Genomic DNA, 16,387 nt, shown 5'->3' on the forward strand with positions numbered 1-16,387 from the left:
TATCTCCGTAAGCATTATTTATTGGATATATAACGCGTAATCATGACAGGCAATCAATCGCGCCCCATCCAGCGCGTCGCCGGACGGGGAGGACAAACGTTGTTGCCATACCGTGGGTAGCCAGGGGCGAATATGCAAACCAATGCTGCCCATCAACGCCAGCTTCGGCGGCGTATGGCGGGCGATGACATGAAGCAGGCGGCTGATATCGGCGGCGGTTTGCCGCAACAGCGCGATGGCAGTTTCGTCTCCATGCCGAGCGCAATCGAACACCAACGGCGCGAAACGCGCGTAATCTCCCGGTTTGGCCTGTAGGCTCCAATGCCGGAAGATTGCGGCGTCATCCAGGGGTACCGGGCTGTCCGTGATGTCGTCATGTAGCCGAGCAGTGAGCTGTTGGCTGAGTGGCGACAGGGCGCGCCATCCCTGCACAACCTGATAAGCGTGCTGTAGCGCGGCTAATCCCAATTGCGCGCCGCTGCCCTGATCGGAGATGGGAAACTCATGGCCGCCATAGGCGGTGATGGTTTTATTGCGCCATAACAACCCGCATGAACCGGTACCGGCGATGACCACGCCGGCATCCCGTCCATGATTGACGGCCAGACAGGCTCCCAACGCATCGGTGTTCAGCACCTGAGCGGCATAAGGATGCGGCAGGGCAAGGAAAGCATCATAGGCGGGGCGATGCTCGGCACTGGCCAGCGCCAGCCCTACTTTCAGCCGGGCGGCGTCGTTGGCTGATAGACCGCTGTGACTGAGCGCCTGGGCGATGGCCTCATCCACCGAGCGACGTACCCTTTCCACGCCGAGCAACAGGTTGGCCCGGCCGCCGTGTCCCTGGCCCAACGGCGCGCCATCCGCCTGATAAATGCGCGCCCGGCATCCGCTGCCGCCTCCATCGACGCCCGCATACCATAATATCGTCATGGCGCCCGACCCCCTGGGTCAAGATAAGGGAAACAGGCGGCGGCCAGTTCTCCGCTCAGCCAGACCGTATCGGGCCGGGATACGGGGGGATGAGATAGTAGTTCATTCAATTCACCGGCACAGCGCCTGAGTAGTTGCATTGACAAGACGTCATCATGCCGCCGAGCCAACAGCCGTTTCGCCTGGCGGGTATAGTCTTCCGGCCGAGCCTGTTTCGACCAGTCGATCACCTGTTCAATGCTGTTATTAAAATGGGCAAATAGCGATTCGCTGAGCGGGCTCAGCGGCATAATATTTTCTACCGCTTGTAGCATTTCCTGTATTGCCCACAGGCCGAGTCGAGACAAACTGGCGGGATTGCCGATAGGAAAACACTCGCCGCCCCGACAAGCGAGCTTGCCGTCGTGCCAGTAGAGGACGCGGGTAAAACCGCCGGTTACGATCATAAACCGGCTTTGACCGGGCCAAAGCTGCTGACACAGGCCGCTTTCCCTTGCCTCGTCAAACGGTTGGTCCGCATCAATCGGCATGTCCTTCAGCACGCATTTCACGGCGCGATCTTCCGCTTCTGCTGATTGGCGCTGATGGTTTCATTTAGCCGTTTCACATCATTGGACGTCAAACGCAGGTATTCATCAAAAGAGACCTGATCGTTCAGATATTGCGTGAAACGCGTCAGGATAATCGGGTATAGCTCGTTGGCGCCCAGGCTTTCCATCCGCTCCCACTCGAAAACATAGGCGGGTATTTTGCCGATCTCTTCTCGTGCGGTGTTCAGGCCGTCGATCACGTGGGGGTCTTCGGTTTGATAATGCAGGTCCTGAATATCTGCGCCGACAATAATATTAAAGCGTTCGGCAATCTCGCGCTGTAGCGGTTCGCTGCCCAGCCAGGCCATAAATTCAGCCACTTCCCGCGGATGTTTGGTGGTGTTGAACGGCATGATAAAGGTCGCGCCGCCCATGGAGATGCATTTTTCTTTACAGGGCGCCGGCAGAACCTGCCAGTCAAAACCATCGCCGATCTGCTTACTGAACTGGTTCAACAGCCAGTTGCCGGAGAAATAGGTCACGATATTGCCATTAACGAAGTCGTCCGCCATGCTTTTATACTGACCCCCGCCGGCCGCGCCCCACATTTCACGTGGAAATACGCCCTCATCCGACCAGCGTTTGAGATCTTTTATCCACTGTTGGGCGGCGGCATCCGGAAAATTAATCAGGCCGTCTTTATCGTAACGCGCACCGTAGGAATAAGCCGGGCCTGAGAAACGAAAGCCGCTGCGATCGATAGTGAAGGGAATGTGTACGCCGGTTTTTTCCGCCACCAGTTTGGACGCGGTCATCAGGTCATCAATGGTATAGCCGGGTTGAGGCACGGGAACGCCCGCCTGTTCAAATAGCGTCACGTTGATAAAAGGCAGATCGGCTGTCCATGACGCCACAAATCCCGGCAGCGCATCGTCTTTATGTACCCCTTTGACGCGCATGATTTTTTCGATACCGGCGCGGTAGCGTTTTTCAAACGCGGCGGCATCTGTCAGGTAAGGACGCAAATCGAGCGTATAAGACAACAACCCCATCTGAGTGGTTTTCGCGATATCCGGCCCTAACCCGGCGGCTAATTGCATGGGAAGCTGTGTTTGTAGGGCGTTATAACCCGTACTGACAAAATTCACCTCGATATGATCGTGACTTTGCGAAAAGGATTTAACTTTTTGCTCCATAAAATGCACTAATTCAGGATCGTCATCGCTATACAAAAACGTTATTTGTGTTTTTGCCGCAAGAGCGCTGTTGCTGAATAATCCCAGTAGGATGACAGAAATAAATAACGTGATTTTTGAACCTATCATGAGACTTCTCCATCGTGAGATGTCGCGTAATTCGCAGATTTCCTGGAAAACCGCTACTGTAATCAAATTGGATTTTAATCATGCAAATTTGCATTATTTTGTTATTTTGCGCTGTCATGATGGCTAGAAAAAGGTTTTATTTATGTGAGGCTGGTTAAATAAAATTTAAATATTTATTCGAATAAAATGGTTATGCGATATTCATCACATATAAATGTGCGACAATCTTATTTATTAATGTGAATTGTAAAAATTTGAATGCAAATTGATGTTAATGCAAATTTTGCATTAATTGACGATAAGCGTTGTTTATTTAATTCACGAATGTTGTTGACAGGATTCAGCATGAATATCGGTTGGATATTAAAGAAGAATGGCGTCATTAATCGATTTCTGATTACCTCGTTAATTGAGAAACGTTATTTATCTGAACCGGCTACGTTGCCGGATAAGGTGAATTACCGTTTTATTAACGGTTTTGTCGATGTCGGCGTATTACCCTGTCGCGTCCGTTTCCTGAAAGAAGATGCCGAACGCGACGTCTCGCTGCCCGAAGGGTTGACGTTTGCGGAAATGTGGAGCGGCGGAGATGAATGCCGCAGCGTGAGCTTCAGCGATTTCTGGCCTTCTCCCGTTCATGCGCAGCGATTTTCTCGCTGCATTATTCATAGCGACAGCGCTCAAGACGCCCCCTTCTTGCTCAGTACGTGCGGCGGCGCGACGCTGTGGATTAACGGCGAGCGCATCGCTCGTTTTACGCCGTTTACCCGTAATACCGAGCAGTCTTGTCAGGTGAGCATTCCGTTAAGAGCCGGACTGAATACGCTGGTGGTGCATAGCGAGGAACTGTGCGAACGCGATACGGATTACCTTTTCAGCCTGTGTTATCAGGGCGAACGCGAATTATCCTGGCGGCTTGACGAAGATGAGGCGCGCAGCGCCCGACTGACCGCGCTGGAGGGATGGATCAATCGACTGTCGCTGGAAAAGAATTTGATTAGCGAGGTGACGCTGGCGCTGAGCAGCGGGGAGGCGCTGCCTGAATCGGTAACGATGTCTCACCATTTGATTGGCAATGTCAACGAATCCGTCCCCGCGTGGCGGCAAACGCAAGCGCTGTCCGCGGGTAATCTGGGGTGGCAGGTCAGACTGCCGCCGTCATTGGTCGGATATTACGATCTGGTCTGTACGGCGGTTTGCGCCGGCGTAACGCTGACGCGCACCATGAGTTTCGGCCGTTTGCCGGGACAAACCATGCCGGATTTACCCTCGTTATCCGCCCGTCGCCGTCATGTGCTGCGTCATACCGCGCAACATGGTTTTGAACGGACGGGACGCTTGCTGGCGATTGTGGCGTCGGGAGAAGGGCAAGCCGCCATTCCCGCTATTCTGGACAGCGCGTTGCGTAAAATTAGCCGTCGGGAAGATTGTGCGGATTTCCAACAGGTGCCGCTGATCTGGCTTTGGCAACGCTATCAGGGCCAGGTGCTTGCCAGACAGGACTGGCGACGCATCCGCAGCGCCATTCTCGGCTTTCGCTATTGGATCGATGAGCCGGGCAACGACACCATGTGGTTCTGGAGTGAAAATCACTGCCTGTGCTTCCATGTGGCTCAGTATCTTGCCGGGCAAAACTTCCCTGACGACACTTTCCCATGCAGCGGACGACGCGGTTACGAACAACAGCGTATCGCCCATGAACGGCTGACCCGCTGGTTTGATTCCATTCTTGAGCATGGCCTGGTGGAGTGGAACTCGGCGGCCTATTACCCCATCGATCTCATCGGGCTGGTCGCGCTGTATGAACTGGCTGGAGACAGCGATTTGCGCGCAAAGGCCCGCATCGTCATTGACCGTATCATGCTGATGACGGCATGGGTTCATCAGCATGGCGTCGCGGTCGGCACCATGGGGCGAGCTTACGATAAAGAGCTCCGTTCCGGCATGCTGACCGAACTTTCCGGTCTGTGCGCGCTGATGTGGGGAGAAGGTTGGCTGATCCCGCACTGCGCCGCATTGCCGCTGTTATGCCTGAGCGATTATCGGCCGCCGGAAGAGGCCAATCACATTGCCCGCTGGCGGTCGGCGCAGGGCGCGGAGGCTCGCTGGGTTCAGGGGCTGAACCGCAGCGCCAAGATCATTGCCTGGAAACAGCCCGATGTGGCTTTTTCCTCCGTGTTTGACCACCACCCTGGCCAGCCGGGGCATCAGCAACATCTGCTGGATGTGCGCCTTGGCGGTCATTATGCCGCGCGCCTATGGGTGAATCATCCGGGCGAAGATCGTCCTGATGGTGTTCATCGTCCTTCCTATTGGGCCGGAAATGGGCGTTTGCCGCACCTGATGCAATATCGCAACCGTGCGCTGATGGTATTTGACCTGCAACAGGATGTTCGCCCGTGGACACACCTTTACCTGCCAAAAACGGCGTTGGATGAGACGATCATCATGGCGGCGTGGTGCTTTGTCCGGGGAGGAAATGGCTATGCCGCTTTCCATAACCCGGCTGGTTTGCAGCCTTTTTCCGTCACAGGGCATCAGTCAGAAGGGGAACTGCGGGCATACGGTGAGCGCAATGTCTGGTTTATCGCGGTGGACAGCGGAGAGGGCGCAGACGGTTTCGCCGCGTTTGTGGCGCGTTTTCAGTCATTGCAACTGAATCGCGAGGCGGGTAGCGGCCATTGGCGCATCGACGATCCGGATTACGGCGAACTCGCTTGCAGTCCGGCGGGTGAGTTTTTTATTCAACGACAGCGGTTTATTTTCCCTGAATCCGTTTCGGTGGTTCCGCAACAAACGGCCGCTTCACCGGCTACTCCATTACAACCCTTTCCCCCGCAACCCACAGGGAGTGCATAAGATGCAGACGGATTCGCTCGATCAATTACAAACCGAGGCGTTGCTGGAGCGGGTGGCGCGGGCATTCTGCCGCCTGAAGGCCATCGACAGCGTGACGCAGGAAACCGATCCGGCCAATGAACTGACGATTCAGTTCGAAGAGTGGGATTGGGAAGTCGGCGTCGGGCTATACGGTTTTTGGAAGCTGGCGCGCCTGAAGCAGGACGGCGATATGGTGCGGGCGTTGGAGCAGTGGTATCAGCAGAAGCTGGGCGCGGGCCTGCCGCCGCGTCAGATTAATTCCACCGCCCCGATGCTGGTGCTGGCGCTGCTCTGCCTGGATAACCCGCAGGCCCCGTCGCAATGGCGACAGGCGGTGAGCGAATGGGCCGACTGGTTGCTGCATGCGTTGCCAAAAACGGAAGATGGCGGCTTTCAGCACACGGTGAAAGAACGTCCCAATACCGGGCAGTTGTGGGATGACACGCTCTTTATGGCGGGTCTCTTTCTGGTGGCGGCGGGGCGATTGTTGTCACGCCGCGATTTGATTGAAGAGGCGGAGTATCAGCTGTTAACCCATGCCCGTTATCTGGCGGACGCCCGCAGCGGGCTGTGGTATCACGGCTGGACATTCAACGGACGACACCATTACGCCAATGCTTTCTGGGGACGCGGCAATGCCTGGATCACGCTGGTGCTGCCGGAGATGCGCGTACTGGCGCGGGATCAACTGTCCGCGCCCGTGCTGCGCACGCTGGAAGCCATTCTTGAACAGCAAACGCAGACCTTGGCTCGCTGTCAGCACGACTCCGGTTTGTGGCATACCTTGCTCGACGATCCTGACTCCCCGCTCGAAACCTCCGCCAGCGCGGGCTTTATCGCCGGGATTCTGACGGCGCGACGGCTCGGCATGCTGAGCAACTTCCCGCAGGCGCAGTTGGATAAAGGTTTTGCCGCCGTCGTCGCACAGATTGACGAGGCGGGCGTGGTGCTCGGCGTCTCTGACGGCACCGCCATGGGGCATGACTTACAGTTTTATCGCGATATTCCCAATGTTGCCGTGCCTTACGGACAAGCACTGGTCATGCTGATGTTATTGGCGCAATTACATTCTGTTTGAAGGGGTTGGCAATGGCGAGTCTGGAACTGAAAAACGTCCACAAGAACTATGGTGCGGTCAGCATCATTAAAGGCGTGGACTTATCGATTCACGACGGCGAGTTTATGGTATTCGTCGGGCCATCGGGCTGCGGAAAATCAACGTTGCTGCGGATGATTGCCGGTCTGGAAGACATCAGCAGCGGCGAACTGTGGATTAACGATCGTAAAGTGAATGATCTGATGCCCGCGGAACGAAAAATCGCCATGGTATTTCAGTCTTACGCGTTGTATCCCCATCTCTCCGTGCGCAAGAATCTGGCTTTTGGGTTGGAAAATCTTCACTTTCCGCAGGCGGAGATCGCTGAGCGTATTAATGAAGCGGCGCGTATGCTCGGGCTGGAGCCGTATCTGGATCGCAAACCTCGCGCCTTGTCGGGCGGGCAGCAGCAACGCGTTGCGATTGGGCGGGCGATTGTACGCGATCCGGATTTATTCCTGTTTGATGAACCTCTTTCCAATCTCGATGCCAAGCTACGCGTGCAAACGCGCGGCGAACTTTCCCGTCTGCATCAGAAACTTCGCACCACCATGATCTACGTTACCCACGACCAGATTGAGGCGATGACCATGGCGCAGCGCATTGTGGTGCTGAATGCGGGACGCATTGAGCAGGTTGGCACGCCGCTGACGCTGTTTAATCGACCGAAAAATAAATTTGTCGCCGGGTTTATTGGTTCGCCGCGAATGAACATGTTTCCCGCCGAGATTGCGGAGACCACGGCTGAAAGCGCGGCGGTGCGCTGTCCATCCGGCAATATTCTGACGCTGCCGTTTATCGGTCGGATCGGACAGAAGGTCACGCTGGGGATTCGCCCGTCGCATTGTGAAATCGTGCCTGAGGGGGAGGGGATTGCACTCAGTGTCGATCGCTGCGAAATGATGGGGCATGAAACCTTTATCTACGGACGTATGCATGGCATTGATGAAGAGATGATTGTTCATTTGCCCGAACACCGCGAATTTGCTGCGGGCGCGTTGGTGCATGTGCGTTTTCCCGCCGCGTACTGTCATTTGTTTGATGCGGATACGGATGACGCCCTGTCTCGTATTTGAAAGATGAAAGCGATAACGAGCGTTAATTAATCCGTTAATGGAGAAAAGAACATGGCCAGACATTTCGCCTCTCGGTCCGTATTTTCACTGGTGGATATGCTGGTGACGCCAGTGGAGAAAGCGGTTAACGTGCTGCAAAAACTGGGCGGCAGAAAGATCATGCCGTGGTTTTTCATCGCGCCCAATATGCTGCTGTTCGCCGTCTTTGTCTTTATCCCGATCCTGCTGGCGGTATGCTACGCCTTTACGGGCGGCACCAATATTCTGCTGTGGGAACGTCCTTATGTCGGAGTGGCGAATTTTACCACGCTGCTTAGCTGCGATAACTATGCGCAGCCAGCCAGCTGTGAACAAGATCTCTTCTGGACCGGGGTCTACAACACGGTCTCGTTCACCTTCTTCAACGTGACGTGTACCTTAGGCGTGGCGCTGGTGACCGCGCTGATCCTCAATCGGAAGATCATCGCCCGCGGCTTTTTTCGCGCCATGTTTTTCTATCCGGTGCTACTGTCGCCGGTGGTGGTTGGTCTGATCTGGCAGTGGTTTCTTAATCGTAACGGTTTGCTGAATCTGGTGTTGTCCTCATTAGGAGGACAGCCGATTACCTTTCTGCTCGATCCTACGTTTTCCCGTTTCTGGGTGGTCTTTGTCTCGGTCTGGTTTCACGTTGGGTTTTATACCTTGATCCTGCTGGCGGGATTGCAGGGCATTCCCCGTGATATTTATGAAGCCGCCGCCGTCGATGGGACATCGCGCTGGCGCGGTTTTTATCGTCTGACGTTGCCGTTGCTGGCGCCGAATATTCTGGTCGTGGTGATCCTGTTGACCATCAATAGCGTACAAATCTTTGATGAGGCCTGGGTGCTGACCAACGGCGGCGGCCCTGGAACGGCCAATAGCTTTATTGTTCAGTACATTTATCAAACGGCGTTTGCTTCCAATGCGTCTTTGTACGGGCTGGCGTCAGCGGCGTCTGTATTGATGGGCGTGGTATTGATGATTCTGACGGCGCTGCAATTCCTGCTGACGCGACGTCTCGAAGGTAAAAAATAACGGGAGCCATGATGAAAATAATCACCTTTCTCACCCGCACCCGCTATCCGGGACGGGTTCATATCACGGATATCATGAGCTGGGTCTGGCTGGTGGTGGGTACGCTGTTGGTTTTGATCCCGGTGATGTGGGCGGCGATGTCGTCTTTTAAAACGCCTGCGGAGATCAACCGTTTCCCTCCCAGCTTTTTACCGCAGGCGGCGGACGTCGTCACCTTGCCGGATTACCCAAAACCGTTGGAGTTGTGGCAGGTCAAACAGGAAGACGGCAGTAATAAAACCATGGCGCTGGTGCGTCGTATCGGTCTGATTGCCCAGTTGGTCAATCCTGATGCGCCGGAGGAGAAAGTTCGTGTGCCGACCCGGGATCTGGTGCCGATGAAAACGCTGCATCTGGAAATGGAAAATTACACCACGCCGATGACGAAGTTCCATTTCACCACCTATCTGAAAAATACCGTATTCGTAACGGTTATGGCGACGCTGTTGACTTTGGTATTGAGTTCCATGGCGGCCTTTGCGCTGGCGAAATACCAGTTTCGCGGGCGGGGAACGGTATTAACGCTGTTTCTCTCCACCATGATGATTCCGCTGTCGGTGGTGATGGTGCCGACCTTTCTGGTGGTGATCGGCCTGAATATGGGCGATAACCTGTGGGGCGTCATTATTCCTACCGTGGCGACGCCGACGGGCGTCTTCCTGCTGCGTCAGTATATGCTGACTATCCCGGATGAACTGATTGAAGCGGCGCGTATTGATGCCGCGAGCGAGTTTCGCATTTACTGGAAGATCATTCTGCCGCTGACGGCGCCCGCGCTGGCGGTTTTAGCCATCTTTTCCGTGATCTGGCGCTGGAACGATTTCCTTTGGCCGCTGATTGTCTTGTCCAGTCAGGATAATTTTACGCTGCAAATAGGTCTGAATGCGTTCCAGGGGCAGTTCTCCGTGCAATGGCACTATATATTGGCAATGACCATGCTTTCTTTGTTGCCGGTGACGGCGGTATTTGTCTTCTTGCAAAAATACATCACCACGGGTATTGCCAATACGGGGATGAAATAACGATGTCGACGCTCAAAGATATTGCCGACCTTGCCGGCGTTTCCATCAGCACGGTATCCCGCGCATTGAACGGAACAGCGCCCATCAGCGCCAAAGTCAGACGACAGATTATGGCGATTGCGACCGAGCAAGGTTATCCCTTGCATAAGGTGGGCAAAGCGGCGGCGCCTTACACTGAGCCGCTGCGCCATATTATGCTGGCCACGCCGCGCAATCTGATGCTGGAAAATGATTATAACCTGGTCTCGCTGACGCTGATTAACGCGTTGAAAAACCTCTGCCAGCAACGCAATATCCAACTGCGTCCTTTCCTGGGAGAGCACGATACCATTAACGAACAACAACTGTTGGGTGAGCTACAGGGCGGGCGTGAAAGCGGCATTCTGATTGTGAATGATGATCATCCAACGCTGCTGAATGCCGTTGCGGAAAGCGGCATTCCGGCGGTGCTGATCAATGGGGAAGACCCCGCTATGCGGTTGAATTGCGTGATGCCTGCCAACCATTATTCGGCCGCCGCCGCCGTGCGCTATCTCATTGAACAGGGTCATCGGCGTATTCTTCATCTTACCTGGACTTCCCGCATAACCATCAAACAGCGCGAGCGGGGCTACCGTGAGGCGTTATGCCAGGCGGGAATTGCGGTGGATGACGATCTGATTCTGTCGCTGCCTGACTTCCATCCGCGCACCGCGCGGGATGCCTTATTACGCTGGTTGACCGCCCATCCCGACAGGATGGGCGTAACGGCCGTGTTTTGTGCGGCGGATAATCAGGCTATCGGCGTGGTGGACGCCCTGTATCAGTATGGACTACGCGTGCCGGAAGATATTTCCGTTATGGGCATGGACGACATTTTGCCGATCGACATGCTGCCCGTTTCCCTCACGACCGTAAATCTGCCCTTTGAGGCCATCGCCCGAGCTTCACTGCAACTGCTGACGCAGCAATTGACGCCATCACAAGCGCTGGGGATTGCTCAGCGCACCGAGCTGGCGGGGCGCGTGGTGGTCCGCGATTCGGTGCGGACGATTGGATTGCCGGCTACAGGATAGAACTGTACTAAAGAAGGAGAAAACGGCGCCGCATGTGCTCAGCATTTGCCCTTGAAAAGAACCGACAATTGTCCATAATGAATACTGACAAATGTCAGTAATGAAGGGGGAGCGATGAGAACCTATGTGCCTGAAAGTCGATCGCATGATAATGCGCTCTGGCGCTATGCGGGCCTGCCGGCGCGCGGGCTTGAACTCACCCGTCTACTGAAAGTCGGTCTGCCTGTCGATGTGCTGGACAATATTCGCCACTGGTCGGCAATGTCCAAAGCAGACATTATGAGAGTCACCGGCATCAACGAGCGTAACGTTGCGCGGCGTAAGAACGCGGGCAAAAACCTCTCTCCCGATGAAAGCGAGCGGGTCGCGCGTTTTGTTCGCGTAATGGATGCGGCGGTACAGCTTTTTGACGGGAATAAAGAAGACGCATACTGCTGGCTCAGCCTCCCGGTTAAAGGTTTAGGCCATGTCGCCCCCATTTCTCTGATTTCCACAGAGAGCGGCGCTCTGGAAGTTTTGGATCTGATCGGCAGGCTGGAACACGGCGTCTTTTCATGATTTTTTATCGGCTGATAAAAACCGCCTATGCCTCAGAAGCCTGGACCGGATATGGCGCCAAACAATATGGCGGACGCTGGAACCATAAAGGATATCCGGCCATCTATGTTTCCACATCGATTTCGCTTGCCGCGCTGGAAATACTGGTACACGTATCCAAAGAGGCCATTCTGGAGCAGTATTCGTTGTTCAGTATTGATATTCCTGACGATGAGGTGGCTTCCCTCGCGCCAGAATTTTTTCCTGATAACTGGCGACAGGATCCCGCGCCCGTATCGACGATGGACATTGGAACGGGGTGGTTGCAATCCGCTGAGGGGGTGGCGCTGATTATACCGTCCAGCATCATTCCAGCCGAAAATAACGCCATACTTAATCCGAACCATTCCGGTTTTACGCCATGCCTGAACAGTACAAGAGAATTGCCATTCTTCTTTGACCGGCGATTAATGAAATAGTCGATATTGCGCTATCCATGCGCCGGCGCTGAAAGGTATGCCGGTAGTAAAAGTCGCTGTCAATCTACTGAATAAAACAATAAAGCCCCGAATTTACGGGGCTTTATTGAGATGACTAAAGATATTTTAATGCCGGATCAGAACGGAATATCGTCGTCAAAGTCCATCGGCGGTTCGTTGCTTGCCGCCGGCGCGTTGTTCTGCGCCGGGCGTGCAGCAGGCTGAGCCTGTGCGCCGCCGCTGAACTGGTTGCCGCCCTGCGGCTGCTGCGGTTGTCCCCAACCGCCGGACTGCTGTCCGCCGGCCGGCGCGCCGCCGCCGCCCTGACGACCGCCCAGCATTTGCATTGTGCCGCCGATGTTGACCACCACTTCGGTAGTGTATTTGTCCACGCCGGACTGATCGGTCCATTTACGGGTTTGCAGCGAACCTTCGATATAAACCTGAGAGCCTTTGCGCAGGTATTCGCCCGCGACTTCGGCCAGCTTGCCGAACAGTACCACGCGGTGCCATTCGGTTTTCTCTTTCTGCTCGCCAGTTTGCTTGTCACGCCAGCTTTCCGACGTAGCCAGCGTGATGTTGGCGACAGCACCACCGTTCGGCATATAGCGGACTTCCGGGTCCTGCCCCAGATTGCCGACAAGAATCACTTTATTAACGCCTCTGCTGGCCATGCTCGTCTCTCCTGATGAATCACTTAATTTAGCTTAAGTCTAAACGATCAATTTTAGCATGATACGAATTTCTATCATACCTGCGAAATAGCTTCAGCAATGAAAATGCTGATTACAGCACTTGCATAAAAAACGCCCCAATAACTGGATATCCATTCAGTCTTTTTGGTGGTAGGCTATTCCGGTTCGGTGCCTTTACCGGCTGTTTCCGTCAACGTTAAAAACGCGCCTGACGTTTTTTTTGTGCCATAATTGCATGTTTCGTACCGGTTGTCTCCGTCCACGAGATAATGCAAAACAGTATTTATTCCGGGAAGTGTGTGAATGGATAAGATCGAAGTTCGTGGTGCCCGTACTCATAATCTCAAAAATATCAACCTGATAATTCCACGCGACAAGCTGATTGTGATCACCGGATTATCCGGATCAGGCAAGTCATCGCTGGCGTTTGACACGTTATATGCCGAAGGTCAACGACGCTACGTCGAGTCGCTTTCCGCCTACGCGCGCCAGTTTTTGTCGCTGATGGAGAAGCCGGACGTCGATCATATCGAAGGGTTGTCGCCCGCGATTTCCATTGAGCAGAAATCGACCTCCCATAACCCGCGCTCCACCGTCGGCACCATTACCGAAATTCACGATTACCTGCGCCTGCTGTTTGCCCGCGTCGGCGAGCCGCGCTGCCCGGAGCATGACGTTCCGCTGGATGCGCAGACCGTCAGCCAGATGGTGGATAACGTACTGTCTCAGCCGGAGGGCAAACGGCTGATGCTGCTGGCGCCGGTGGTGAAAGATCGCAAGGGCGAGCACAGCAAGACGCTGGAAAATCTGGCGACGCAGGGTTACATCCGGGCGCGTATTGACGGCGAAGTGTGCGATCTGTCCGATCCGCCGAAGCTGGAGTTGCAGAAAAAGCACACCATCGAAGTCGTCGTCGATCGCTTCAAAGTGCGCGACGATCTGGCGCAGCGCCTGGCGGAGTCGTTCGAAACGACGCTCGAATTGTCCGGCGGCAGCGCGGTGGTGGCGGATATGGACGACCCGACGGTACCCGAGCTGCTGTTTTCCGCGAATTTCGCCTGCCCGATATGTGGCTACAGCATGCATGAGCTGGAACCGCGCATGTTTTCGTTCAACAACCCGGCGGGCGCCTGCCCAAGCTGCGATGGCCTGGGCGTGCAGCAGTTTTTCGATCCGGCGCGCGTAATACAGAACGGGGAACTGTCGCTGGCGGGCGGCGCGATCCGCGGCTGGGATCGGCGTAACTTCTATTATTTCCAGATGCTGCGCTCGCTGGCGGAGCACTACAAGTTCGATGTCGATGCGCCGTTCGACAGCCTGGACGAATCAGTCCAGAAGCTGATCCTGTACGGTTCAGGCAAGGAAAACGTCGAGTTTAAATATATCAATGACCGGGGGGATACCTCGGTGCGTCGTCACCCGTTTGAAGGGGTGCTGCATAATATGGAGCGCCGCTATAAAGAGACGGAATCCACGGCGGTGCGCGAAGAACTGGCGAAATTCATCAGCAATCGTCCTTGCGCCAGCTGCGGCGGCACGCGGCTGCGCGAAGAGGCGCGCCATGTGTTCGTTGAGCAGACCACGCTGCCGGAAATTTCCGATATGAGCATCGGCCATGCGATGAGCTTTTTTCAGAATATGAAACTGAGCGGCCAGCGGGCCAAAATCGCCGAAAAGGTGCTGAAGGAAATCGGCGATCGGCTGAAGTTTCTGGTGAATGTCGGGCTGAACTATCTGTCGCTGTCGCGCTCGGCGGAAACCCTGTCCGGCGGCGAAGCGCAGCGTATCCGTCTGGCAAGTCAGATCGGCGCGGGCCTGGTCGGGGTGATGTACGTGCTGGACGAACCGTCCATCGGCCTGCATCAGCGTGATAATGAACGCCTGCTGGAAACGCTGATTCATTTGCGCAATCTGGGCAATACCGTGATTGTGGTTGAACATGACGAAGACGCGATTCGCGCCGCCGACCATGTGATTGATATCGGCCCCGGCGCGGGCGTGCACGGCGGCAAGGTGGTCGCGGAAGGGACGATGCAACAGATTATGGCGGTGCCGGAATCGCTCACCGGCCAGTTCCTCAGCGGAAAACGCAAGATTGAGGTCCCCGAACATCGGGTGCCGGCCGACCCGACCAAAGTGCTGAAACTGATCGGCGCGAAGGGCAATAACCTGAAAGACGTGACGCTGACGCTGCCGGTGGGGCTGTTTACCTGCATCACCGGGGTGTCCGGTTCGGGTAAATCCACGCTGATTAACGACACCTTATTCCCGCTGGCGCAGCGTCAGCTTAACGGCGCCACGTTGGCCGAACCGGCGGCCTACCGCGACATTCAGGGGCTGGAGCATTTCGATAAGGTCATCGACATCGACCAAAGTCCGATCGGCCGCACGCCGCGCTCCAATCCGGCGACCTATACCGGCATCTTTACGCCGATTCGCGAGCTGTTCGCCGGCGTGCCGGAGTCGCGCGCGCGCGGCTACAATCCCGGCCGCTTCAGCTTTAACGTCCGCGGCGGGCGCTGCGAAGCCTGTCAGGGCGATGGGGTCATCAAAGTCGAAATGCACTTCCTGCCGGATATCTACGTGCCGTGCGACCAGTGCAAGGGCAAACGTTATAACCGCGAAACGCTGGAAATTAAGTACAAAGGCAAGGGCATTCATGAAGTACTGGATATGACCATTGAAGAAGCCCGCGAGTTCTTTGATGCCATCCCGGCGCTGGCGCGCAAGCTGCAAACCCTGATTGACGTCGGCCTGTCGTATATCCGTCTGGGCCAATCCGCCACCACGCTGTCCGGCGGCGAGGCGCAGCGCGTCAAGCTGGCGCGCGAGCTGTCGAAACGCGGCACCGGGCAGACGCTATATATCCTGGATGAACCGACCACCGGTCTGCACTTTGCCGATATCCAGCAATTGCTGGCGGTGCTGCACCAACTGCGCGATCAGGGCAATACCATCGTGGTGATCGAACATAATCTGGATGTGATTAAAACCGCGGACTGGATTGTCGATCTGGGGCCGGAGGGCGGCAGCGGCGGCGGCGAAATTCTGGTATCCGGGACGCCGGAGACGGTCGCCGAGTGCGAACAGTCGCATACGGCGCGTTTCCTGAAACCGATGCTGGCGCGTCAACCTGCGTAACCTTCACCGATGAGCTGAGGTAGCTATGTGGATACAACATGAAATTCGCCTGAAGCCTAAAGCCAGAGGCTTCCATTTGATTACCGATGAAGTGCTCGCTCAGGTCAGCGAACTGCGGCGCATCAGGGTCGGTCTAATGCATGTTTTTATCCAACATACCTCGGCGTCCCTGACGCTGAATGAAAACGCCGATCCTACCGTGCGGCAGGATTTCGAGCGTTTCTTCAATCGTCTGGTGCCGGAGGATGAGCCCTATTATCGGCATGTCGATGAGGGCAGCGACGATATGCCCGCCCATCTGAAGGGCAGTCTGTTAGGGAGCAGTCTGACGCTCCCCATCAGCAACGGACGTCTTAACGTCGGCATCTGGCAGGGCATTTATTTATGCGAACACCGCAATCACGGCGGCGGCCGCACACTGGTTGTTACCCTGCAAGGGGAGTAGCGTCAAAGTCAGTCTCTCTGGGCCTTAAAATTTTCTGATTCAAACCCATTGATGATATGGATTTATGGGTTATCCCATGCGTTG

General features: G+C 55.3%; 14 protein-coding genes. 10 read left to right on the forward strand and 4 right to left on the reverse strand.

Annotation, left to right across the window (positions count from 1 at the left end):
- Positions 1 to 18: 18 nt before the first annotated feature.
- From ABRZ28_RS04285 to ABRZ28_RS04295, 3 genes are read right to left on the reverse strand one after another with little or no spacing between them, the layout of a single operon-like run.
- Complete coding sequence (locus ABRZ28_RS04285) at positions 19 to 930, reverse strand: glucosamine kinase nucleotide-binding domain-containing protein (RefSeq protein ID WP_319604417.1); 912 nt, start codon at positions 928 to 930, stop codon at positions 19 to 21.
- On the reverse strand, positions 927 to 1,481 hold the full coding sequence (locus ABRZ28_RS04290; protein WP_330519574.1) for a glucosamine kinase: 555 nt from the start codon (positions 1,479 to 1,481) through the stop codon (positions 927 to 929). Before ABRZ28_RS04290 ends, ABRZ28_RS04285 begins: the two co-directional genes overlap by 4 nt.
- Positions 1,478 to 2,785, reverse strand: a complete 1,308-nt coding sequence (locus ABRZ28_RS04295; RefSeq protein WP_319604419.1) for an ABC transporter substrate-binding protein — start codon at positions 2,783 to 2,785, stop codon at positions 1,478 to 1,480. The genes ABRZ28_RS04290 and ABRZ28_RS04295 overlap by 4 nt, the downstream gene beginning before the upstream one ends.
- 345 nt (positions 2,786 to 3,130) lie before the next feature.
- On the opposite strand from ABRZ28_RS04295, the gene ABRZ28_RS04300 reads away from it, so the two are divergent.
- The 8 genes from ABRZ28_RS04300 to ABRZ28_RS04335 all read left to right on the forward strand — a co-directional run bounded on the left by ABRZ28_RS04300 (position 3,131) and on the right by ABRZ28_RS04335 (position 12,022).
- Positions 3,131 to 5,644: a hypothetical protein gene (locus ABRZ28_RS04300; RefSeq protein WP_330519575.1), complete on the forward strand. Its 2,514-nt coding sequence runs from the start codon at positions 3,131 to 3,133 to the stop codon at positions 5,642 to 5,644.
- A 1-nt stretch (position 5,645) separates the two neighbouring features.
- Positions 5,646 to 6,743, forward strand: coding sequence for a beta-galactosidase BglB (bglB, locus tag ABRZ28_RS04305; RefSeq protein ID WP_330519576.1), 1,098 nt, complete (start codon positions 5,646 to 5,648; stop codon positions 6,741 to 6,743).
- Between the two features lie 11 nt (positions 6,744 to 6,754).
- Positions 6,755 to 7,837 carry an ABC transporter ATP-binding protein gene (locus tag ABRZ28_RS04310; RefSeq protein WP_319604422.1) on the forward strand — a complete coding sequence of 361 codons (1,083 nt, stop codon included), beginning with the start codon at positions 6,755 to 6,757 and terminating at the stop codon, positions 7,835 to 7,837.
- Between the two features lie 51 nt (positions 7,838 to 7,888).
- Positions 7,889 to 8,890 carry a carbohydrate ABC transporter permease gene (locus ABRZ28_RS04315; RefSeq protein WP_330519577.1) on the forward strand — a complete coding sequence of 334 codons (1,002 nt, stop codon included), beginning with the start codon at positions 7,889 to 7,891 and terminating at the stop codon, positions 8,888 to 8,890.
- 8 nt (positions 8,891 to 8,898) lie between these two features.
- Entirely contained in the window at positions 8,899 to 9,951 is a 1,053-nt protein-coding gene (locus ABRZ28_RS04320; RefSeq protein ID WP_330519578.1) for a carbohydrate ABC transporter permease, read from the forward strand.
- A gap of 2 nt (positions 9,952 to 9,953) precedes the next feature.
- Positions 9,954 to 11,006: a LacI family DNA-binding transcriptional regulator gene (locus tag ABRZ28_RS04325; RefSeq protein WP_319604425.1), complete on the forward strand. Its 1,053-nt coding sequence runs from the start codon at positions 9,954 to 9,956 to the stop codon at positions 11,004 to 11,006.
- Between the two features lie 114 nt (positions 11,007 to 11,120).
- Positions 11,121 to 11,564, forward strand: coding sequence for a type II RES/Xre toxin-antitoxin system antitoxin (gene parS / locus ABRZ28_RS04330; RefSeq protein ID WP_319604426.1), 444 nt, complete (start codon positions 11,121 to 11,123; stop codon positions 11,562 to 11,564).
- Complete coding sequence (locus tag ABRZ28_RS04335; protein WP_319604427.1) at positions 11,561 to 12,022, forward strand: RES family NAD+ phosphorylase; 462 nt, start codon at positions 11,561 to 11,563, stop codon at positions 12,020 to 12,022. Before parS ends, ABRZ28_RS04335 begins: the two co-directional genes overlap by 4 nt.
- Before the next feature lie 137 nt (positions 12,023 to 12,159).
- Here the strand turns inward: ABRZ28_RS04335 and ssb1 are convergent, their stop codons facing one another.
- Entirely contained in the window at positions 12,160 to 12,696 is a 537-nt protein-coding gene (ssb1, locus tag ABRZ28_RS04340) for a single-stranded DNA-binding protein SSB1 (RefSeq protein ID WP_330519579.1), read from the reverse strand.
- A 324-nt stretch (positions 12,697 to 13,020) separates the two neighbouring features.
- Between ssb1 and uvrA the strand changes: the two genes are divergently transcribed.
- Both uvrA and ABRZ28_RS04350 read left to right on the forward strand, forming a co-directional pair.
- On the forward strand, positions 13,021 to 15,858 hold the full coding sequence (uvrA, locus tag ABRZ28_RS04345; RefSeq protein WP_330519580.1) for an excinuclease ABC subunit UvrA: 2,838 nt from the start codon (positions 13,021 to 13,023) through the stop codon (positions 15,856 to 15,858).
- Between the two features lie 25 nt (positions 15,859 to 15,883).
- Positions 15,884 to 16,303 carry a secondary thiamine-phosphate synthase enzyme YjbQ gene (locus ABRZ28_RS04350; protein WP_319604430.1) on the forward strand — a complete coding sequence of 140 codons (420 nt, stop codon included), beginning with the start codon at positions 15,884 to 15,886 and terminating at the stop codon, positions 16,301 to 16,303.
- Positions 16,304 to 16,387: the final 84 nt, after the last annotated feature.

It is taken from the genome of Brenneria sp. g21c3 (assembly GCF_040240345.1).
Classification (GTDB): domain Bacteria; phylum Pseudomonadota; class Gammaproteobacteria; order Enterobacterales; family Enterobacteriaceae; genus Brenneria.